Below are 21,733 nucleotides of genomic sequence, written 5' to 3'. Positions count from 1 at the left end.
TCGAGCGTAAAAAAATCCTGGGCCGCCACGCTGTAGGAGCGCGCTTGCCCGCGATGGCGGCGTGTCAGTCCAAGAGTGGGGACTGGCACACCGCAGTCGCGGGCAAGCACGCTCCTACAGGGGGAAGTGGATGGCGTTAGATATCCCACACCAGGTTGATCGCGAAGTTGCGGCCCGGCTGGGTCAGGCGGTCCAGGTTCGCCGGTTGGGTGACAGCCGCCTCGCCTACGCCGTCGTAGCCGCGCACGTCGTCCCACAGCCAGTACTTCTTGTCGGCCAGGTTGTACAGGCCGCCGCTGACGGTCACATCGTCGGTGACCTTGTAGAAGCCGGTCAGGTCCACCAGCCCGAAGCCCGGGGTCTTGAACTGGGTCGAAGAGCCATCCGGTGCGTGGAAGTTGGAGTCGTCCACCCGGGTCTTGCGCTTGACCAGGGTCCAGCTCAGCAAGCCGCCGTAGTTGTCCTGGTCATAACCCAGGCCGAAGGTGCCGGTCAGCGGGTTGATGCTGTTGATCGGCTGGCCGGTGTCGTCGTTGCGCCCGTGCTGATACGCCACCGAGCCCAGGGTGTAGAGGCCTTGCGGGGCGCCGTAGCTGTCCAGGTTCAGGCGGCCCTTGAGCTCGACGCCCTTGATGGTGGCGTGCTTGATGTTGTTGGACTGAAACACGGCAGTGTTGGAGCTGGCGGGCTGGATGGCATCTTCGTTGATGAAGTCGCGGTACTTGTTATAGAACACCGCCACATCGAACGAGCCCTCGTCGAAACGGCCACGCAGACCGGTTTCGAAGCTCTTGCTCTTCTCCGGTTCCAGGTCCGGGTTGGGCGCGACGACATAGCCGGTATTGATGTTCTCGAAGCGGCCGTACAGTGCCTTGGCGCTCGGGGTACGGAAGCCCTCGGCGTACTGGCCGTACCAGGTGTAGGCGTCGTCGATGGCGTAGGTCACACCGAGTTTGGGCGACAGGCGATGCCACTTCTTCTCGCTGTCGTCGAACTGGCTGGCGCTGGTCAGGCCTACGGCGCGCAGGAATTCCGGAGTGGCGTGTGGGTTGAGCGTGGTGTAGTCGTAGCGCGCACCCGGCATGAATGTCCAGTCACCCCACTTGATCTGGTCCTGGGCGAACAGCGCGTAGGTGTTGATGGTCGGGTCCGGGAAGTCGCTGTTTGGCGCCAGGCTGTCGGAGGCGGTCGGGCTGGTCGCACCGATGGTGCGGCAGGTGCCGAGGACCGATGCGCAGGTCGCGGTGCCGCTACGTTCGCCGGTGACTTTCTGCTGCTTGAGGGTGGTGCCGTAGGTCAGCAGGTGCTCGGTGTCGGCGATGCTGAAGGCCTTGTCCAGTTGCGCGTCGAAGATCCACTGGCGTTCCTTGTAGGTGGTGTCGCGGGTTCGCCAGACGTCGCGCGTTGGCGCCCCTGTGAACGGATTGCTTGGAACGTACCGCTCCATGGTGTCCTGGTCGGTCTTGGCGATCTGGTAGTTAAGGCTCCACTTGACGTTGTCCACCAGCAGGCTGTCCAGCGCGAAGGTGTTTTCCAGGCCGAAACGCTCGCGGGTGATCACATCGTTGCCTTCACGGCTGCGATACATGCCAGAGCTGACGCCGGAAATGAACGGCCCGCCCACCGCACTTTTCTGGTTGGTGTGGGTGTCGTCCTTGTACTTCTCGTAGGTGAAGGCCAGGCGGTCGTTGTCGTTGTAGTTCCAGCCCAGTTTGGCCAGCACGTTGGTGGCGCGACGGTCTTCAGGGTTGGCGGCGGTGCGGGACAGACCGGTGCCACCGTGCTCGCCGTAGGATTCGGTCTCGCGGCCGTTGCGCTGGCTCAGGTGCAGCAAACCGTCGAAATCGCCTTCACGGCCCGCCAGGGTTGCGGAGTTCAGCCAGCTGTTGTCGACCGAGCTGTACCCGGTTTTCAGGCGTGCGCCGACGTCGCTGCCGGGCTTGATGATGTCTTCGGGATCGAGGGTGTAGTAGCTCACCGCGCCGCCGATGGCGCTGCTGCCGTAGAGCGCCGAGGCCGGGCCGCGCAGGATCTCGACGCGCTTGATGATTTCCGGGTCGACGTAGTTGCGGTGAGTGTTGGCGTAGGGGCCGGAGAAGTAGTTGTCCGGGACTTCGACGCCATCGACCTGGGTCAGGATGCGGTCGCCGTCGATGCCGCGAATGTTGTAGCCGCTGGTGCCTGCACGCTGGCCGGCGCCGCCTACCGAGACGCCGGGCTCATAGCGCACCAGATCGCGAATGGTGTTGACGTTTTTACGATCCAGATCCTGACGGGTCTGCACGGTGACGGTGCTGGGCACCGAGTCCACCGACTGGGCCTGTCGGGTGGCACTGACCGTGACCTGATCCAGGGCCAGTATGCCGGTGTTGCTGCGTTTTTCCAGCACCACGTTGTTGTTGCCCAGGCTGCGGTAGCTCAGGTTGCTGCCCGCCAGCAGGCGATCAAGCGCCTTTTCGGCAGGCATCGACCCGTTGACACCCGGCGAGGTAACGTTCTGTGCCAGATCCGAGGACATCCCGACCTGCCAGCCCGTCACCTTGCTGAACTCGTTCAACGCCGACACCAGCGGTTGCTGCTTGATCGAGAACTGATAGCTGCCCGCGACACGCGCCGGTTGTTCGGCGGCGAGGGTGGGGGCTGCGTGCAGGCCGGCGGCGAACACGGCGACGGTCAGCAGGGAAAGGGTGAAGTTGCTGGTGCTGCGGGGTGAATCGGATGTCCCGGGGGTGAACGTGGACGGCATCGATAGCGCTCCCTGTCGTGCGGCTCGTTATAAGTGTTAGCAAGTATTTAATAGGAATCACTTGCATTGGCTATGACGAGACGAACGACGAACGGTTATCGCGTAAAAATAATTATTCTCAATTGAGGATGACCAGCGCAGGCAGTTCATGCAGGTGCGCGGAGGTGATCTGCGCCAGGGAGCGGACCACGTCCACCGGGTTGTCCAGGCGGTAGTTTCCGGTCACGGCGACCTTGTCCAGCCGGTCATTGGCGCTGACGATCCAGCCAGGATAATAGCGGCGCAGCTCGGCCAGCACTTCGCTCAGCGGGCAGTTATCGAAAATCAGGCGTCCCTGGACCCAGGCCAGGTCCTTGTTGCGGTCGATCTTTTCACGATGGCCAAATCCGTCGGGCCCGACCCTGAGGCTGTCGCCTGCGCCCAGGCTGACCTGGGAATTGCCCTTGGTCGCCTGCACGTTCACCGCGCCATGTTCGACCTGAATCTGCGCGACCCCGTCCAGATAGCGCACGGCAAAGGCAGTGCTGCTGGCGCTCATGCGCACGGGACCTGCCTCGACCTCAAGGGGCAGGCCCTTGGCCCCCGGCACTTCGAAGAACGCTTCACCCTGATACAGACGGGCGATGCGCTGGTGTTCATCCAGGTCGCTGGAGAACGCAGATCGGGTATTGAGTAGCACCTTCGAACCGTCTGCAAGCTCCAGCCGCTGGCGCTCTCCGGTCACTGTGAGGTGGTCGGCCTTGAGCCTCAGGGGCAGGTCGCTGAAGTTGAACAGGCCCAGAATCAACAGCGCTGCGGTGGCCAGTGGCATCCAGTGGGGGCGCAGGCGCTTGAACATCGAGGGCTTTTTCGGCGCGGCCAGGGTCACTGCGGCGTCGAGCACCGGCTGCGAATTCCACACGGCCTCGGCCCTGGCGAAAGCTTCGCCATGGGCAGGGTCGGCGGCCAGCCATTCATGAAAACGGGCCTGCTGCTGGGCGTCGGCATCTTCCAGTTCGATCAGCCACATCAGGGCTTGATCCATGGCGCTGTCGTTCAGCGCATCGGCTGGTTGACCGGTGCCAGGTGAGTGAGAGTCCGTCAAGGAGCGTCCTCGGTTGCACGGTTTGGGGCGCGATTCTAGCGTCACAGACGCAAGGCTCCGCCGGATTTCTTATGAAGTATGGATCAGGCTGCTCTCATCAGCGTTCGAGCCGGGCAGCAACCCCGACACAGATCGCCATGATCAGCTTGAGTTCCTTTTGTACGGTGCTGGCCGAAACCCCCAGTTGCTCGGCGATCTCCAGGTAGCTGCAACCATTGAGCCGGCTGAGGGTGAAGATTTTCTGCTGGCGGGGCGTGAGCTTCTCAAGGCTCGCGTTCAGGCTCTGCAGCAGGCGGTTGGCGTCGGCGGCGTCTTCCAGCGCGGCATCAGGGGCGACCACGTTGTAGATATCGGCAATGGGCGCGTCATCGACAATGGTGCGGGCATGAATGCGTCGTGCGCGCAGATGATCCAGCGCCAGGTTGCGTGCCGTCTGGAATACGAAGGGTTCGAGGTGATCGATGGGCCGCTCGCCCAGCGCACGGGTCACCCGCAGGTAGGTTTCCTGCAACAGGTCTTCGGCGGTGCTGGGGTTGCGAACCATGCGTTGCAGGGTGCGCAGCAGGATCGTCCGTCTTGCCAGGAAGACGTCGTTGAAGTGTGACTGACTCACGGGGATACCCGACCAGAAATTCAGCGAATGATAATGCTTATCATCTGCCATGCGGGTCAAGGGTAAAAATTGCAAAGAATGTGTAAAAGCAAGGGCTGGTGCACCCCTGTAGGAGCGCGCTTGCCCGCGATAGCGGTGTGTCAGCCAAGGTTGAGTGACTGACACACCGCCGTCGCGGGCAAGCGCGCTCCTACAGTTAACGCATTGCGTCGGAGGGCACTCGGCCCGTCACTCCGCGTTCATCAACGCCAGGCAGTTATCCAGCATGCGGTTGGAGAAGCCCCATTCGTTGTCATACCAGGCCAGGACCTTGAGCAGGCGGCCGCTGACCTTGGTGTGGTTGGCATCGAAGATCGACGAAAGCGGGTTGTGGTTGAAGTCATGGGACACCAGCGGCAGGGTGTTGTAGCCCAGGATCTTCGAGTGCTTGGCGGCTTCTTTCATGATCGCGTTGACCTCGTCGGCCGTCGCGTCACGCTTGAGCTGGATGGTCAGGTCGACCAGCGACACGTTGATGACCGGTACACGCACCGCCATACCGGTCAGCTTGCCCGCCAGTTCCGGCAGCACCAGGCCCACGGCTTCGGCGGCGCCGGTCTTGCTCGGGATCATCGACTGGGTGGCCGAACGGGCGCGGTAGGGGTCGGTGTGGTAGACGTCGATCAGGTTCTGGTCGTTGGTGTAGGCATGCACCGTGGTCATCAGGCCGCTTTCGATGCCCAGCTCGCGGTTGAGCACCTGGGCCACCGGCGCCAGGCAGTTGGTGGTGCACGAGGCGTTGGAGATGATCTGGTGCGACTGGCGCAGCACGTCGTGGTTGACGCCGTACACAACGGTCGCGTCCGCGCCCTTGGCCGGGGCCGAGATGATGACCTTCTTCGCGCCTGCGGTGATGTGGGCGGCAGCCTTGGCGCGGTCGGTGAACAGGCCGGTGCACTCGAACACCACGTCGATCTTCTCGGATTTCCAGGGCAATTCAGCCGGATTGCGAATGGCGCTGACCGAAATACGGTCACCATTGACTGTCAGGCTTTCCTTGTCGTGCTCGACAGTTGCGTCGAACTGGCCGTGAACGGTGTCGTACTTGAGGAGGTGGGCGTTGATCTCGCTGTCACCCAGATCGTTGATGGCGACGACTTGCAGGTCCTGACGGTAGCCTTGGGTATAGAGTGCACGTAGGACGTTGCGGCCGATGCGGCCAAAGCCATTGATTGCGATGCGGAGAGTCATACACCCGTCCTCTGTAAATTTGTTGTTGGAATTACAAGATTATTCTCATAAAAATAGAAAACAAGCCCTTTTAGTGGCAGTATTTTGGTTTATCTACAAATAGAAACCCGTAAAACGGGCACAACACGCTGATAAATCAGGCCTTTGCTGAAGCGTTTCTCCCAGGTCATGAAAAATTGTCAGGTTTTGTGAACGTTTGAGAGGGTGACCACATCCGTTAGCCTGGAGTTCATCACATGCATCCCCGCGTCCTTGAGGTAACTGAGCGGCTGATCGCTCGAAGCCGTGAAACCCGTCAGCGCTATCTGCAACTGATCCGGGGCGCGGCAAGCGACGGGCCGATGCGCGGCAAGCTGCAATGCGCCAACTTCGCCCATGGCGTCGCGGCCTGCGGCAGCGAAGACAAGCACAGCCTGCGGATGATGAACGCCGCTAACGTTGCCATCGTTTCTTCGTACAACGACATGCTCTCGGCGCATCAGCCTTACGAGCATTTTCCGGAACAGATCAAGAAAGCCCTGCGCGAAGTCGGCTCGGTCGGCCAGTTCGCCGGCGGCGTGCCTGCCATGTGCGACGGCGTGACCCAGGGCGAGCCGGGCATGGAACTGAGCATTGCCAGCCGCGAAGTCATCGCGATGGCAACGGCGGTGGCGCTGTCGCACAACATGTTCGATGCAGCGCTGATGCTCGGCATCTGCGACAAGATCGTGCCGGGCCTGCTGATGGGCTCTTTGCGTTTTGGCCACCTGCCGACCATCTTCGTGCCGGGCGGGCCCATGGTGTCGGGCATTTCCAACAAGGAAAAAGCCGACGTGCGCCAGCGCTACGCCGAAGGCAAGGCCACCCGCGAAGAGCTGCTGGACTCGGAGATGAAGTCCTATCACGGGCCGGGCACCTGCACCTTCTACGGCACGGCGAACACCAACCAACTGCTGATGGAAGTCATGGGGCTGCACTTGCCGGGCGCCTCCTTCGTCAATCCTTACACGCCGCTGCGCGATGCCCTGACACACGAAGCCGCGATCCAGGTCACGCGTCTGACAAAACAGAGCGGCGAGTTCATCCCTCTCGGTGAGATTGTGGACGAACGTTCGCTGGTCAACTCGATTGTTGCGCTTCACGCGACGGGTGGTTCCACCAACCACACGCTGCACATGCCGGCCATCGCCCAGTGCGCCGGCATCCAGTTGACCTGGCAGGACATGGCCGATCTGTCCGAAGTGGTGCCGACCCTGAGCCACGTCTACCCCAACGGCAAGGCCGACATCAACCACTTCCAGGCCGCTGGCGGCATGTCGTTCCTGATTCGTGAACTGCTCGATGCGGGCCTGCTTCACGAAGACGTAAACACCGTGGCCGGCCGCGGCCTGCGTCGCTACACCCAGGAGCCGTTCCTGGATAATGGCAAGCTGGTCTGGCGTGATGGCCCGATCGAAAGCCTGGATGAAAACATCCTGCGTCCGGTGGCTCGCCCGTTCTCCCCGGAGGGCGGCTTGCGGGTCATGGAAGGCAACCTGGGGCGTGGCGTGATGAAGGTTTCGGCGGTGGCGCTGGAGCATCAGATCGTCGAGGCGCCTGCCCGGGTTTTCGAAGATCAGCAGGACCTGGCCGATGCGTTCAAGGCCGGGGAGCTTGAGCGCGATTTCGTCGCGGTCATGCGTTTTCAGGGGCCGCGCTCCAACGGCATGCCTGAACTTCACAAAATGACACCCTTTCTCGGCGTGCTGCAGGATCGCGGTTTCAAGGTCGCGCTGATTACCGACGGACGCATGTCCGGGGCCTCCGGAAAGATCCCGGCGGCCATCCACGTCTGCCCTGAAGCGTCCGATGGTGGCCCTTTGGCACTTGTGCGTGATGGGGACCTCATTCGGGTCGATGGCGTGAAAGGAACGTTGCAAGTTCTGGTCGAACCGGCAGAATTGGCCGCCAGAGAACCGGCAATCGGACGTTTGTCCCACAACGTGGGCACCGGCCGTGAACTGTTCGGTTTCATGCGCATGGCCTTCAGCTCGGCAGAGAAGGGCGCCAGCGCCTTTACTTCGAATCTGGAGACGCTCAAGTGACATTGGCGATGGTGGGTGATATCGGCGGCACAAATGCTCGTTTTGCCATCTGGGAAGACGATCAGTTGCATTCGATCCGGGTGTTCCCGACGATCGATTACGCCAGTCCCGAGAAGGCCCTGCTGGTCTACTTGCAGGACCTGGAGCTGCAACCGGGCGATGTCGGCTCGATCTGCCTGGCCGTGGCGGGGCCGGTGACCGGCGATGATTTCCACTTCACCAACAGCCACTGGAAAATCAACCGGCAGGCATTCTGTGCGGCGATGAAGATCGACAACCTGATCATGGTCAACGACTTCACCGCCATGGCGCTGGGCATGACTCGCCTGCGCGACGATGAATACCTCACCGTGCGCCACGGCAAGGGCGATCCGAAGGCCGCCCGCGTGGTGATCGGACCGGGCACCGGCCTTGGCGTCGGCACCTTGATTCGCACCGGCGAAAGCCACTGGACCGCCGTGCCGGGCGAGGGTGGACATGTGGATTTGCCTATCGGTACGTCCCGCGAGGCGTTGTTGTGGACTCGGCTGATGGCCGAGCATGAACACGTCAGCGCCGAAACGATTCTGAGCGGCGCGGGCCTGTTGTTGCTGTATCAGGTCAGTTGTGCGCTGGATGACATCGAGCCGGAGCTGAAATCCCCGGCGGCCATTACCTCCGCCGCGCTCAAGGGTGATCCGGTGGCCTGCGCGGTGCTGGAGCAGTTCTGTGTGTTCCTGGGCCGGGTGGCGGGCAACAACGTGTTGACCGTCGGCGGGCGGGGCGGTGTGTACATCGCAGGCGGGGTGATTCCGCGTTTCGTCGACTTCTTCATGAACAGCGGTTTCAATGCGGCCCTTGCACAAAAAGGCCTGATGAAGGATTACTTCAAGGATGTGCCGGTGTGGCTGGTGACGGCCGAGTACCCGGGCCTGATGGGCGCGGGTGTGGCGCTGGACCAGGCGCTGGCTCAGGCCTGATGCTTTTGTAGGAGCGCGCTGTGCTGCTGTATCAATAATAACAATCCAGTGCTTACAAGGACGACCAAAGTGAACGCTGTCAGTAAATCGATTCTGGTGGTCGATGACGACCAGGAGATCCGCGAGTTGCTGCAGGCCTACCTGAGCCGTGCAGGCTTTCAGGTACGTACCGTGGGCGACGGTGCCGAGTTTCGTCAGGCGTTCAATGACGAGGCCAGCGACCTGCTGATTCTCGATGTCATGCTGCCCGATGAAGATGGTTTCAGCCTGTGTCGCTGGGTCAGGCAGCACCCGCGCCAGCCCCATGTGCCGATCATCATGCTCACCGCCAGCTCCGACGAGGCCGACCGGGTCATCGGCCTTGAGCTGGGCGCCGACGACTACATGGCCAAGCCCTTCAGCCCACGTGAACTCCAGGCCCGGATCAAGGCCCTGCTGCGCCGTGCCCAGTTTGGCCAGGAACGCACGGCTGGCGAGGTGCTGGTGTTCGACGAGTGGCGTCTGGACATGGTCAGCCACCGGCTGTTCCACAACGATGGCGAGGAAGTGATCCTCTCGGGTGCCGACTTCGCCTTGCTCAAACTGTTTCTCGATAACCCGCAGCAGATCCTCGACCGCGACACCATCGGCAACGCTACCCGTGGGCGTGAGCTGATGCCGCTGGAGCGCATCGTCGACATGGCGGTGAGTCGTCTGCGCCAGCGTCTGCGCGACACCGGCAAGGCGCCGCGGCTGATTCGCACCGTGCGAGGCAGTGGCTATCTGCTGGCGGCCAACGTGCTGCCGCAAGCCGGCAACGGCTACTGACCGGTGATAGTGGTCGAGAAAAAACGCCGTCTGCCGGTACCGCGCTCGCTGCTGGGGCGCATGTTGCTGCTGACCCTGCTGGCGGTGTTGCTGGCCCAGACGCTGTCCAGCCTGATCTGGCTGTCGCAACTGCGTGCCACGCAGATGGAAGGCCTGATCACCAGTGCCCGCAGCCTCGGTTTCTCGATGGCCGCCAGCGTGAGTTATTTCCGTTCGTTGCCGGTGGCGTTTCGCCCGATGGTCCTCGACCAGTTGCGCAGCATGGGCGGCACGCGGTTTTTTGTGTCGCTCAATGACCGGCCCCTGGAAATGCAGGTGCTGGAGCCCACGGTGCGCAAGTCGGCGGTGATCAACGTGGTCGGCCAGGTCCTGCGCCAGAACCTGGGCGCTGACCCCGACATCCTGGTGCGCTTCGTGCGTCCGGAAGACCTGCGCATCTTCAACAGCGGTCTGAAACTCGATGAGCTGCCGCGCTCCTGGGCACATTACGCCCTGACGCTGGAGCCGGTGAATCCGCCGGTGCTGGTGACCCAGATCGAGCTGTCGCCGGGGGAATGGCTGTACATCGCTTCGCTGTTGCCTGAGCCCTACACCATGCTCGAAGAGGAAGGCCTGCCGTCGCAGCAGGTCTGGTTCATCGCGCTGACGAGTATTTTCCTCTTGGTGTTCATCGGCCTGCTGGTGCATTGGCAAAGCGGGCCGCTCAAGCGTCTGGCCAATGCGGCGCGGGACCTGTCGCTGGGCGCCGACGTGGAGCCAGTGGTGGAGGGCGGCGGTAGCGAGGTGGTCGAGGTGACTCGCGCCTTCAACACCATGCGTGAACGCATCAGCCGTTACCTGACCGAGCGCGGGCAGTTGTTCAGCGCCATTTCCCACGACTTGCGCACCCCGATCACACGGCTGCGGCTGCGGGTCGAACTGCTGGAAGACGAAGCCATGCAGGTCAAGTTCACCCGCGATCTGGATGAGCTGGAGCTGCTGGTCAAAGGCGCCCTGCAGTGTGTGAAAGACACCGACATCCACGAGAACATCGAGCCGGTGGACCTCAATCACGCGCTGGACTGCCTGATCGAACCGTACCTGGGGCCCAACGGCGATGGCCGTGTCACGCTGCAAGGCACGGCGATGTCGATGTTCTACGGCAAGCCGCTGGCGTTGCGGCGCTGCATGGGCAACCTGATCGACAACGCGATCAAATACGGCGACAAGGCGCACCTGTTCGTCGAGGACGATGCCGAGGCGTTCATCCTGCATGTGGATGACGAGGGGCCGGGCGTGCCGGAGCAGCGCCTGGAGCAGGTGTTCGAGCCGCATTTCCGGCTGGCGGGCAAACAGCAGCAGGGCTACGGCCTGGGGCTGGGCATCGCACGCAATATCGCCCACAGCCACGGCGGTGAAGTCAGCTTGCAGAACCTGCGCGAGGGCGGGCTGCGGGTGACGTTGTACCTGCCACGCAGCCAGAACTGACGCCAAACCCTGTAGGAGCGCGCTTGCCCGCGACTGCGTCATGTCAGTCGCCACATCCGGTGCAGCCACACCGCAGTCGCGGGCAAGCGCGCTCCTACAACTGCAACAGCGAATGTCACCATCCTGTGACACTCGCGCATCCCTTCGTTACCGTCGGCTCTAGCCCGTTGTTTAGAATCCATGCAGTGCAAGCACCAAGACTTGCTCATGCATAACAACAAGAAAGGTCAAATTGATGAATTCGATTACTCGTCTCGCCGCACTCGTTTCTCTCGCCTCGTTGTTCCCTCTGAGCGCCATGGCCGCTGATTCCAAAGGCACTGTCGAAGTTGTCCACTGGTGGACTTCGGGCGGTGAAAAGGCGGCTGTCGATGTGCTCAAGGCCCAAGTTGAAAAAGACGGATTCACCTGGAAAGACGGCGCTGTAGCTGGCGGCGGCGGTTCGACTGCCATGACCGTTCTGAAAAGCCGTGCCGTGGCCGGTAACCCGCCTGGCGTTGCCCAGATCAAGGGCCCGGACATCCAGGAGTGGGCATCCACTGGCCTGCTCGATACCGACGTGCTCAAGGATGTCTCCAAGGAAGAGAAGTGGGACAGCCTGCTGGACAAGAAAGTCTCCGATACCGTGAAGTACGACGGTGATTACGTGGCCGTGCCGGTGAACATTCACCGTGTGAACTGGCTGTGGATCAACCCGGAAGTCTTCAAGAAAGCCGGTATCGAGAAAGCGCCTACCACCCTCGAAGAATTCTACGCCGCAGGCGACAAGCTCAAGAAAGCCGGCTTCATCCCGCTGGCCCACGGTGGCCAGCCTTGGCAGGACAGCACCGTGTTCGAAGCTGTCGTACTCTCGGTCATGGGCGCAGACGGTTACAAGAAAGCCCTGGTCGACCTCGACAACGGCGCGCTGACCGGCCCCGAGATGGTCAAGTCCCTGACCGAACTCAAGAAAGTCGCCACCTACATGGACACCGACGGCAAAGGCCAGGACTGGAACCTGGAAGCCGCCAAGGTCATCAACGGCAAGGCCGGCATGCAGATCATGGGTGACTGGGCCAAGTCCGAATGGACCGCCGCCAAGAAAGTCGCCGGCAAGGACTACGAGTGCGTTGCCTTCCCGGGCACCGACAAGGCGTTCACCTACAACATCGACTCCCTGGCCGTGTTCAAGCAGAAGGACAAGGGCACCGCAGCCGGTCAGCAGGACATCGCCAAGGTGGTGCTGGGCGAGAACTTCCAGAAAGTCTTCAGCATCAACAAGGGCTCGATCCCGGTGCGTAACGACATGCTGTCCGACATGGACAAGTATGGTTTCGACTCCTGCGCCCAGACCGCTGCCAAGGACTTCCTGGCAGATGCCAAGACCGGCGGCCTGCAACCGAGCATGGCGCACAACATGGCCACCACACTGGCCGTGCAGGGCGCGTTCTTTGACGTCGTGACCAACTACATCAACGACCCGAAAGCCGATCCGGCCGACGCGGCGAAGAAACTGGGCGCTGCGATCAAGGCTGCTAAATAACGCGTAGTCCGCAGACTTGTAGGAGCGCGCTTGCCCGCGATTGCGGTGTGTCAGATCAACGATGCGGCACTGACACGACGCCGTCGCGGGCAAGCGCGCTCCTACGCGGGACGCGTTCGTAATCTTCTTTTCCTGTACTGGATTTCACCATGAGTTCTGTTGCTGTGTTCAGCAAAGCCTCGCCGTTCGATGCACTGCAGCGCTGGCTACCCAAACTGGTGCTGGCGCCAAGCATGTTCATCGTATTGGTGGGCTTCTACGGCTATATCCTGTGGACGTTCGTTCTGTCGTTCACCAACTCGACTTTCCTGCCGTCCTACAAGTTCGTGGGCCTGGCGCAATACGCACGGCTGTTCGACAACGACCGCTGGTGGGTAGCAAGCAAGAACCTTGCGGTGTTCGGTGGCATGTTCATCGGTATCAGCCTGGTGGTCGGCGTGCTGCTGGCAGTGTTCCTCGATCAGCGCATTCGTCGCGAAGGTTTCATCCGCACCATTTACCTGTACCCGATGGCGCTCTCGATGATCGTCACAGGTACCGCCTGGAAATGGCTGCTCAACCCGGGCATGGGCCTGGACAAACTGCTGCGTGACTGGGGCTGGGAAGGCTTCCGTCTGGACTGGCTGATCGATCCGGATCGCGTGGTCTACTGCCTGGTGATCGCTGCCGTGTGGCAGGCCTCGGGCTTCATCATGGCGATGTTCCTGGCGGGCCTGCGTGGTGTCGATCAGTCGATCATCCGTGCCGCGCAGATCGATGGCGCAAGCATGCCCAAGATCTACTGGAAAGTGGTGCTGCCAAGCCTGCGTCCGGTGTTCTTCAGTTCGGTGATGATCCTGGCGCACATCGCCATCAAGAGCTTCGACCTGGTGGCCGCGATGACCGCCGGTGGCCCTGGCTACTCGTCCGACCTGCCTGCGATGTTCATGTACTCGTTCACCTTCAGCCGTGGCCAGATGGGCATGGGGTCGGCCAGTGCAATCCTGATGCTCGGTGCGATTCTCGCGATCCTAGTGCCTTACCTGTATTCCGAGCTGAGGACCAAGCGCAATGACTAGTCTCGCTGCCAAACCTTCCATCAGCCTGAGCCGGATCGCGATCTACGCCGTGCTCATCGGCGCGGTGCTGATCTACCTGGTGCCGCTGGTGGTGATGCTGCTCACCAGTTTCAAATCGCCGGAAGACATCGGCACCGGCAACCTGTTGAGCTGGCCGACCGAAATCACGGCCATCGGCTGGGTCAAGGCCTGGGCGACGGTCAAGGGCTACTTCCTGAACTCGATCCTGATCACCGTGCCGGCGGTGCTGATCTCCACCGCCATCGGTGCCCTGAACGGCTACGTGCTGTCGATGTGGCGCTTTCGTGGCTCGCAGATGTTCTTCGGCCTGTTGCTGTTCGGCTGCTTCCTGCCGTTCCAGACCGTGCTGCTGCCGGCCTCGTTCACCCTGGGCAAGATGGGTCTGGCCAGTACCACCACCGGCCTTGTGTTCGTGCACGTGGTCTACGGCCTGGCGTTCACCACGCTGTTCTTCCGCAACTACTACGTGAGCATCCCTGATGCGCTGGTCAAGGCTGCACGCCTGGACGGTGCCGGTTTCTTCACCATTTTCCGGCGGATCATCCTGCCGATGTCGACCCCGATCATCATGGTCTGCCTGATCTGGCAGTTCACCCAGATCTGGAACGACTTCCTGTTCGGTGTGGTGTTCTCCAGCGGTGATTCGCAGCCCATCACGGTGGCGCTGAACAACCTGGTCAACACCAGTACCGGGGTCAAGGAATACAACGTTGATATGGCGGCGGCGATGATCGCGGGTCTGCCGACCCTGCTGGTCTATGTGGTCGCAGGCAAGTATTTCGTGCGCGGGCTGACGGCCGGCGCAGTCAAGGGGTAATCATGGCAACGCTCGAACTTCGCAATGTAAACAAGACTTACGGGACCGGCCTGCCGGACACCCTGAAGAACATCGAACTGTCGATCAAGGATGGCGAATTCCTGATTCTGGTCGGGCCTTCAGGCTGCGGTAAGTCGACCCTGATGAACTGCATCGCGGGCCTGGAAAACATCACCGGCGGCGCGATCATGATCGGCGATCAGGACGTCAGCGGCATGAGCCCCAAGGATCGTGACATCGCCATGGTGTTCCAGTCCTACGCCCTGTACCCGACCATGAGCGTGCGCGAGAACATCGAGTTTGGCCTCAAGATCCGCAAGATGAGCCAGGCCGACATCGACGCCGAAGTCGCCCGTGTCGCCAAGCTGCTGCAGATCGAACACCTGCTCAATCGCAAGCCGGGCCAGCTTTCCGGTGGCCAGCAACAACGTGTGGCCATGGGCCGCGCACTGGCCCGTCGGCCGAAGATCTACCTGTTCGACGAACCGCTGTCCAACCTCGACGCCAAGCTGCGGGTCGAGATGCGCACCGAAATGAAACTGATGCACCAGCGCCTCAAGACCACCACGGTCTACGTGACCCACGACCAGATCGAAGCGATGACCCTGGGCGACAAGGTGGCGGTCATGAAGGACGGCATCATTCAGCAGTTCGGCACGCCCAAGGAGATCTACAACGATCCGGCGAACCAGTTCGTCGCCAGCTTCATCGGCTCGCCGCCCATGAACTTCATTCCACTGCGCCTGCAACGCAAGGATGGCCGTCTGGTCGCGTTGCTCGACAGCGGCCAGGCGCGCTGCGAACTGCCGATGAGCATGAGCGATGCGGGGCTGGAAGACCGTGAGGTGATTCTGGGCCTTCGCCCTGAACAGATCATGCTAGCGTCCGGTGATTCTTCCGGTATGCCGACCATCCGCGCTGAAGTCCAGGTCACCGAGCCCACGGGGCCTGACACGCTGGTTTTCGTCACGCTCAATGAAAGCAAGGTCTGCTGCCGCCTGGCCCCTGATGTGGCGCCTGCGGTGGGCGAAACCCTGACCCTGCAATTCGATCCGGCCAAGGTGCTGCTGTTCGACGCCAAGACCGGAGAGCGTCTGGGTGCGCTGGGAAAGTCTAAGCCCGAGCAGGGCATGGGCAACGTCACGCGGCTCAACCGCAACTGATTCACGCACGCAGGAGCACTGCGTCAACGAGCACATCTGACGGGGCGGTTTCTGCCGTAAAGACGGCCCGTCAGGCACACGAAGCAAGTGGTTACAACGCTGTTCCAGAGCTAATAACAATAAAACGAGGATTTAAGGGATGAAGAAGGTAAAAGGCAAATCGCTGAACCAGTTCCGGTTGATTGGCGGGCTGTCAGTCCTGGGGGCTTTGACAATGTCGGGATCGGCATTCGCACTCGAGCCTTTCAACGCCAACGAGCACATGACCGGCGATTGGGGCGGTCTGCGCAAAGAGCTGCACGACAAGGGTTATGACTTCAATCTCGAGTACGTTGGCGAGATGGGGGCCAACGTCAAGGGCGGCTACAACCACGACAAGACTGCACGCTACAGCGACCAGTTCGCCATCGGTACCCAGATCGACCTGGACAAGGCTTTCGGCATCAAGGACGCCGAGTTCAAGCTGACCATCACCGAGCGTAGCGGTAACAACATCTCCAACGATCGCCTGGGCGATCCGCGCATCGGCACGCTGTCTTCCTCGCAGGAAGTCTGGGGCCGTGGCCAGACCTGGCGCCTGACGCAGATGTGGGTCAAGCAGAAGTACTTCGACGGCGCGCTGGACATCAAGCTGGGCCGTATGGGCGAAGGTGAAGACTTCGGCAGCTTCCCTTGCGACTTCCAGAACCTGACGTTCTGCGGCACCCAGGCAGCGAACTACGTCAACACCTGGTACAACTGGCCCGTCAGCCAGTGGGCTGCGCGCGTGAAATACAACATCACGCCGGAATTCTTCGCGCAGGTCGGTGTGTATGAGCAGAACCCGTCGTACCTGGAAACCGGTAACGGCTTCAAGCTCAGCGGCAGCGGCGCCAAGGGCACCCTGGTGCCTGTGGAAGTGGTGTGGTCGCCAAGCATCAACTCGCTGCCAGGCGAATACCGCCTGGGCTGGTACTACAGCAGCCCGAGCGCCGATGACCTGAAAGACGACATCAACGGTCAGCCTCAGGCCCTCACCGGCGCCGACTTCAAGTCCCACGGCAGCAAGCACGGCTGGTGGTTTGTCGCTCAGCAGCAACTGACCACCATCGGTGGTGATCCGTCGCGCGGCATGAGCGTGTTCTTCAACGCCACTGTGCACGACAAGGCCACCAACTTCGTCGACAACTTCCAGAACGTCGGCCTGGTGTTCAAAGGGCCGTTCGATGCTCGTCCGAAGGATGACATCGGCGTTGGTGTGTCGCGTATCCACGTCAACGACAACGTGCGTGACCGTGCACGTCTGATCAACCAGGTGAACGGCGCGACCGATTTTGACGATCCGAACTTCCTGCCGATCCAGACCACCGAGTACAACTCGGAGATCTACTACGGCGTACACGTCACCGACTGGCTGACCGTGCGTCCGAACGTGCAGTACGTCGTGCACCCAGGTGGTACCGACCACATCGACAACGCACTGGTTGCCGGTATCAAGCTGCAAACCAAGTTCTAAGTGTCATCGGCGGCGCGTACCGCTCCTGCGCGCCGCTTCTCTCTGATGTGCTTCACAAACGATCTAGGGTCGTGTGTGCTTTACGGGCAGCCTGGCTGCCCGTTTTTTTGTGGAATGGCGCGCAGGTTTTTTTGCGCTTTTTTTTGCACTGAGATCCCCCCTTTTGCCCTCGTAGCAGCACGGCTTGCCGGCGGGGGCATTCTCAAGATCGCCCCCGCCGGCAAGCCGTGCTGCTACGGGTGTCTCACCGCTAGACAGGAACTCAATGGCCATCTCGGAAACAGGCTCGCTTGAGCATCCTCTTCAACGCTTCTTCACCCAGGCAAGGCCGCAGCCGACCTTTCAGTGGGAGCGGTACCAGCAGCGCGATGTGCTGGTGGTCAATCACCCGCAATGCCACGCGGTGTTCAGCCGCCAGGGCGCGCAACTGCTGCATTTCCAGCCTTCCGGGCAAAAGCCCTGGTTGTGGTGCGCGGCGCAGTGGCCGCAGGTGGGCGCGATTCGTGGCGGTGTGCCGGTGTGCTGGCCGTGGGTGGGGCGGCATCCCGGTGAGAGTGGCTGGCCGTCCAATGGCTGGGGGCGCCTGCTGGACTGGAAGCTGATCGACAGCCAGGAACACCGCGACGGTGTATCGCTGCACTGGCGCCTGACATTATGGGACTGGCAGGCCGACCTGTTCGCGGAACTGGGGCAGGGCATGGATCTGCGTCTGGAGACCCAGCATCAGGACAGCGAACCCTGCCAGTTCGGCCACGCCTTGCACGCCTATTGGCGCATCAGTGACATCGCCGATGTCGCCCTGCAAGGGCTGGATGGCGCCCTGGGCTACGACGAACTCAGCCGCAGCCCCTGCGAGCAGAAGGGCGAGCTGAAGGTGCTAGGCAGTTGCCAGAGGGTGTTCGAGCATTCCGGGGCGCTGCAGTTGCAGGATGATAGCTGGCAGCGGCGCCTGAATATCGATGCCAGCGACAGTGCCAGCACGGCAGTCTGGCACCCTGGAGGGCGCCCGCTGCTCGGCGTGGCGGGCAGTGAAGCGGCAGGGTTCGTGCGGGTGGAGGCGGTGTCGGGTATCGACGACTGCCTGAGCCTGGCGCCGGGGCAGCAGGCGCGGGTGAGTTTGCAGGTGAGTTTGGTTGGTTGATGGGTTGGCTCGAGGCCGCCACATGGATGCCCTTCGGGCCTATCGCGGGCAAGCGCGCTCCTACATTTGTTGCAACGTGCCGCATTCTGACGGACCGAGCACATAGCCTTTAAAGCAGACCGCACGGGTCACGTTTGAAACCAAGGCTATCAACTCGGTCCATCAGGCCATGGCACGTTGCAAAAAATGTAGGAGCGCGCTTGCCCGCGAAACGCCCGAAGGGCATCAAGGTAACAATCCCAAGCCAACATCCTCACTCCAACTCATCCCCCGCCGGATACCGGCTCGCATTCAGGCTTTCCTTGATCTTGCGCAGGTGCGGCTGGAAGTCCACGCCGCGGCGCAGGGTCATGCCGGTGGCCAGCACGTCGAGCACGGTCAACTGAACGATGCGCGAGGTCATCGGCATATAGATGTCGGTGTCTTCGGGCAGCGGAATGTTCAGGCTCAGGGTGCTGGCCTTGGCCAGCGGCGAGTTGGCGGCGGTCAGGCCGAGCACCGAAGCGCCGTTTTCCCGGGCAATGCGCGCCACCTCCACCAGTTCACGGGTGCGGCCGGTGTAGGAAATGATCACGAACAGCTCGCCGGTGTGGGCGACGGACGCCAGCATGCGCTGCATCAACACGTCCGCGTGGGCCGTCACGGCCAGGTTGAAGCGAAAGAACTTGTGCTGCGCATCCACCGCAACCGGTGCCGAAGCACCGAGGCCGAAGAAGTGAATCTGCCGGGCCTGGATCAGCAGGTCCACGGCCTTGCTGACCAGCGTCGGGTCGAGCACCTGGCAGACGCTGTCCAGGGAGGCGATGGCGCTGGCGAAGATCTTGCGGGTGTAGGCCTCGGGATTGTCGTCGGCCTCCACCGCACGGCTGACATAGGCCGCGCCGCTGGCCAGGCTCTGGGCCAGTTGCAGCTTGAGTTCCGGATAGCCGCTGACGTCGAACGAGCGGCAGAAGCGATTGACCGTCGGCTCGCTGACCTTGGAGGCCTGGGCCAGGGCGGCAATGCTGAAGCGGGTGGCCTGCTGGGGATTGCTCAGAATCACCTCGGCGACCTTGCGCTCGGCCTTGTTCAATTCCTCGAGACGGCTCTGGATCTGCTCCAGAAGATTGCGTACGCGGTCCATTCAAAATCCTTCTCTGAAGCGGCAAACAGGCGAATCGGCAGGCCATAAGTGTAAAGGTAGCGACATAGGCCTTTAGCCTGTAGCAAAGGTGGCCTATCGTACTGAGGGCCTGTGGCGATCACCACTCTAATGTGCTTTTTGAAGAAATGTTGTGGTTATTACTACATTTGGCCTTGAGTAACGCCTTTAAAAAAGGTATTTGTAGCCTAACTTGATAAAAGAACAAACATTATGCTCTCGATTACGGTAGAACCGTGCACTTTCGCCTTGTTCGGCGCCCTGGGCGACCTGGCAGTGCGCAAGCTGTTTCCTGCGTTGTACCAGCTTGACCGGGCTGGACTGCTGCATGCCGAGACCCGAATTCTTGCCCTGGCCCGCGAAGCGGGCACGCCAGAGGAGCATCTGGCCTACATCGACAAGAACCTGCGCCGTTTTGTCCCCGAGGCTCAGCTTGAGCGCGAGCACGTGGAGCGTTTTCAGGCCCGCCTGAGCTACCTGCACGTGGACTTCCTCAAGGGCGAGGATTACGTGGGCCTGGCCGAAGTGGTGGGCGATGCGCAGACCATGATCGCCTACTTCGCGACGCCCGCCTCGGTGTACGGTGCGATCTGCGAAAACCTGGCGCTGGTAGGCCTGACCGACCGCACCCGTGCGGTGCTGGAAAAACCGATCGGCCATGACCTGGCGTCTTCGCGTCGGGTCAACGATGCGGTAGCCAAATTTCTTCCGGAAAACCGCGTTTACCGGATCGACCACTACCTGGGCAAGGACACGGTGCAGAACCTCATCGCACTGCGCTTTGCCAACAGCCTGTTCGAAACCCAGTGGAACCAGAACTACATTTCCCACGTCGAGATTACTGTGGCGGAGAAAGTAGGCATCGAGGGGCGCTGGGGCTACTTCGACCAGGCCGGCCAGTTGCGCGACATGGTCCAGAACCACCTGTTGCAGCTGTTGTGCCTGATTGCCATGGACCCGCCAAGTGATCTGTCGGCCGACAGCATCCGCGACGAAAAGGTAAAAGTGCTTAAGGCGCTGGTGCCCTTCACCCCGGAACGCCTGGCCACCCAGGTGGTGCGCGGGCAGTACATTGCCGGTTACAGCGAAGGCAAACCGGTTCCCGGTTATCTGGAAGAGGAAAACTCCAACACCCAGAGTGACACCGAAACCTTCGTTGCCATTCGTGCCGACATCCGTAACTGGCGTTGGGCAGGGGTTCCGTTCTATCTGCGTACCGGCAAGCGCATGCCGCAGAAGCTGTCGCAGATCGTGATCCACTTCAAGGAACCGCCGCACTACATCTTCGCCCCGGAACAACGGATGCAGATCAGCAACCGCCTGATCATCCGCCTGCAGCCTGATGAAGGCATTTCGCTGCAAGTGATGACCAAGGATCAGGGGCTGGACAAAGGCATGCAATTGCGCAGCACCCCTTTGCAACTGAGTTTCTCCGACGCTTACAACAGCTCACGCGTCCCGGACGCCTACGAGCGGTTGCTGTTGGAGGTCATGCGCGGCAATCAGAACCTGTTTGTCCGCAAAGATGAGATCGAGTATGCGTGGCAATGGTGCGACCAACTGATTGCCGGCTGGAAAAAGGCGGGCGATGCGCCCAAGCCTTACGCCGCTGGCTCCTGGGGGCCGATGAGTTCCATTGCGCTGATTACTCGTGACGGGAGGTCCTGGTATGGCGATATGTGAACTTGAATTTCCGGCTGGCCTGAAAGCCCTGGATTTCGACAACCCCGAACAGCTGGCCAATGCGCTGGCCGATCACGTGGCCGAGCGTCTGACGGCGGCCATTGACAGCAATCCCCATGGCACCGCGACCCTGGTGGTGTCCGGTGGCAAGAGCCCGGTGGCGTTCTTCCAGGCGCTGGCGCAGAAGCCGATCAAATGGTCGCGCGTGTGTATCAGCCTGGCCGACGAACGCTGGGTGCCGACTGAGCACGCCGACAGCAATGCCGGCCTGCTCAAGCGCTTCCTGTTTCAGGGGCCGGCGGCCGAGGCAGGCTTCTTCAGCCTGTACCGCCCGACCAACACGCTGGACGAAGCGGCGGCAGCCACCGACGAAGCGCTCAAGGAACTGCCGAAGATTGACGTGCTGGTGCTGGGCATGGGCGACGACGGCCACACAGCCTCGCTGTTCCCGGATAGCCCGAACTTGGCCGAAGCACTGGATCTGAACGGCACTCGCCGCTGCCTGCCGATGCTGGCACCGAGCATACCGCATCAGCGTCTGACCATGACCCGTGCCCTTTTGGCGACGGCTGCGACGCCGATCCTGTCCGTTTCCGGGCAGGCGAAACTCGAAACACTGCGCACGGCGCTGGCGGGCGATGACCTGGCCCAGATGCCGATCCGTGCGTTCCTCAACCCGGCTTTAGAGATCTACTGGTGCCCATAAGCAAAGGATCAGCCGCC

Annotated in this window: 17 protein-coding genes; 12 read left to right on the top strand and 5 right to left on the bottom strand. The window is 61.5% G+C overall.

The window, feature by feature from the left end:
• Nucleotides 1-136 precede the first annotated feature (136 nt).
• From ACIPOO_RS05150 to gap, 4 genes are all read right to left on the bottom strand, one after another.
• Nucleotides 137-2,746 carry a TonB-dependent receptor gene (locus ACIPOO_RS05150; RefSeq protein WP_400604850.1) on the bottom strand — a complete coding sequence of 870 codons (2,610 nt, stop codon included), beginning with the start codon at nt 2,744-2,746 and terminating at the stop codon, nt 137-139.
• A 118-nt stretch (nt 2,747-2,864) separates the two neighbouring features.
• Nucleotides 2,865-3,770, bottom strand: a complete 906-nt coding sequence (locus ACIPOO_RS05145) for a FecR domain-containing protein (RefSeq protein WP_274135151.1) — start codon at nt 3,768-3,770, stop codon at nt 2,865-2,867.
• 157 nt (nt 3,771-3,927) lie between these two features.
• Entirely contained in the window at nt 3,928-4,443 is a 516-nt protein-coding gene (locus tag ACIPOO_RS05140; RefSeq protein WP_400604848.1) for an RNA polymerase sigma factor, read from the bottom strand.
• A gap of 228 nt (nt 4,444-4,671) precedes the next feature.
• Nucleotides 4,672-5,673 (bottom strand): type I glyceraldehyde-3-phosphate dehydrogenase, encoded by a 1,002-nt coding sequence (gene gap, locus ACIPOO_RS05135; RefSeq protein ID WP_274135703.1) that lies wholly within the window; start codon nt 5,671-5,673, stop codon nt 4,672-4,674.
• 236 nt (nt 5,674-5,909) lie between these two features.
• Here gap and edd point away from each other — a divergent pair, with 236 nt between their 5' ends.
• The 10 genes from edd to ACIPOO_RS05085 all read left to right on the top strand — a co-directional run bounded on the left by edd (nt 5,910) and on the right by ACIPOO_RS05085 (nt 18,186).
• Nucleotides 5,910-7,736, top strand: a complete 1,827-nt coding sequence (edd, locus tag ACIPOO_RS05130) for a phosphogluconate dehydratase (protein ID WP_274135702.1) — start codon at nt 5,910-5,912, stop codon at nt 7,734-7,736.
• The gene (locus ACIPOO_RS05125; protein ID WP_274135700.1) at nt 7,733-8,695 is read left to right on the top strand and encodes a glucokinase; all 963 of its coding nucleotides are present in this window, start codon (nt 7,733-7,735) and stop codon (nt 8,693-8,695) included. The genes edd and ACIPOO_RS05125 overlap by 4 nt, the downstream gene beginning before the upstream one ends.
• A gap of 69 nt (nt 8,696-8,764) precedes the next feature.
• On the top strand, nt 8,765-9,502 hold the full coding sequence (locus ACIPOO_RS05120; protein ID WP_400604845.1) for a response regulator: 738 nt from the start codon (nt 8,765-8,767) through the stop codon (nt 9,500-9,502).
• 60 nt (nt 9,503-9,562) lie between these two features.
• Nucleotides 9,563-10,969 carry an ATP-binding protein gene (locus ACIPOO_RS05115; RefSeq protein WP_274135705.1) on the top strand — a complete coding sequence of 469 codons (1,407 nt, stop codon included), beginning with the start codon at nt 9,563-9,565 and terminating at the stop codon, nt 10,967-10,969.
• Nucleotides 10,970-11,204: 235 nt separating this feature from the next.
• Complete coding sequence (locus ACIPOO_RS05110) at nt 11,205-12,491, top strand: ABC transporter substrate-binding protein (protein WP_274135698.1); 1,287 nt, start codon at nt 11,205-11,207, stop codon at nt 12,489-12,491.
• 149 nt (nt 12,492-12,640) lie between these two features.
• On the top strand, nt 12,641-13,549 hold the full coding sequence (locus ACIPOO_RS05105; protein ID WP_274135696.1) for a carbohydrate ABC transporter permease: 909 nt from the start codon (nt 12,641-12,643) through the stop codon (nt 13,547-13,549).
• Nucleotides 13,542-14,387, top strand: a complete 846-nt coding sequence (locus tag ACIPOO_RS05100) for a carbohydrate ABC transporter permease (protein ID WP_274135694.1) — start codon at nt 13,542-13,544, stop codon at nt 14,385-14,387. The genes ACIPOO_RS05105 and ACIPOO_RS05100 overlap by 8 nt, the downstream gene beginning before the upstream one ends.
• 2 nt (nt 14,388-14,389) lie before the next feature.
• Entirely contained in the window at nt 14,390-15,550 is a 1,161-nt protein-coding gene (locus tag ACIPOO_RS05095; protein WP_400604842.1) for an ABC transporter ATP-binding protein, read from the top strand.
• Between the two features lie 139 nt (nt 15,551-15,689).
• Nucleotides 15,690-17,045, top strand: coding sequence for a carbohydrate porin (locus ACIPOO_RS05090; RefSeq protein WP_400604840.1), 1,356 nt, complete (start codon nt 15,690-15,692; stop codon nt 17,043-17,045).
• Nucleotides 17,046-17,310: 265 nt separating this feature from the next.
• Nucleotides 17,311-18,186, top strand: a complete 876-nt coding sequence (locus tag ACIPOO_RS05085) for a D-hexose-6-phosphate mutarotase (protein WP_400604838.1) — start codon at nt 17,311-17,313, stop codon at nt 18,184-18,186.
• A gap of 253 nt (nt 18,187-18,439) precedes the next feature.
• On the opposite strand, the gene ACIPOO_RS05080 is transcribed toward ACIPOO_RS05085, so the two are convergent.
• On the bottom strand, nt 18,440-19,309 hold the full coding sequence (locus ACIPOO_RS05080) for a MurR/RpiR family transcriptional regulator (protein WP_274135690.1): 870 nt from the start codon (nt 19,307-19,309) through the stop codon (nt 18,440-18,442).
• A 231-nt stretch (nt 19,310-19,540) separates the two neighbouring features.
• On the opposite strand from ACIPOO_RS05080, the gene zwf reads away from it, so the two are divergent.
• Both zwf and pgl read left to right on the top strand, forming a co-directional pair.
• On the top strand, nt 19,541-21,010 hold the full coding sequence (zwf, locus tag ACIPOO_RS05075) for a glucose-6-phosphate dehydrogenase (protein WP_274135689.1): 1,470 nt from the start codon (nt 19,541-19,543) through the stop codon (nt 21,008-21,010).
• Complete coding sequence (gene pgl, locus ACIPOO_RS05070; RefSeq protein ID WP_400604835.1) at nt 20,997-21,716, top strand: 6-phosphogluconolactonase; 720 nt, start codon at nt 20,997-20,999, stop codon at nt 21,714-21,716. The genes zwf and pgl overlap by 14 nt, the downstream gene beginning before the upstream one ends.
• Nucleotides 21,717-21,733 lie beyond the last annotated feature (17 nt).

Origin of the sequence: Pseudomonas sp. NPDC090201 (assembly GCF_044746825.1) — a bacterium.
Lineage (GTDB): Bacteria > Pseudomonadota > Gammaproteobacteria > Pseudomonadales > Pseudomonadaceae > Aquipseudomonas > Aquipseudomonas putida_AD.
Note: the sequence above shows the minus strand (reverse complement) of the source record. Positions and strands in the feature narration are given on the sequence as shown.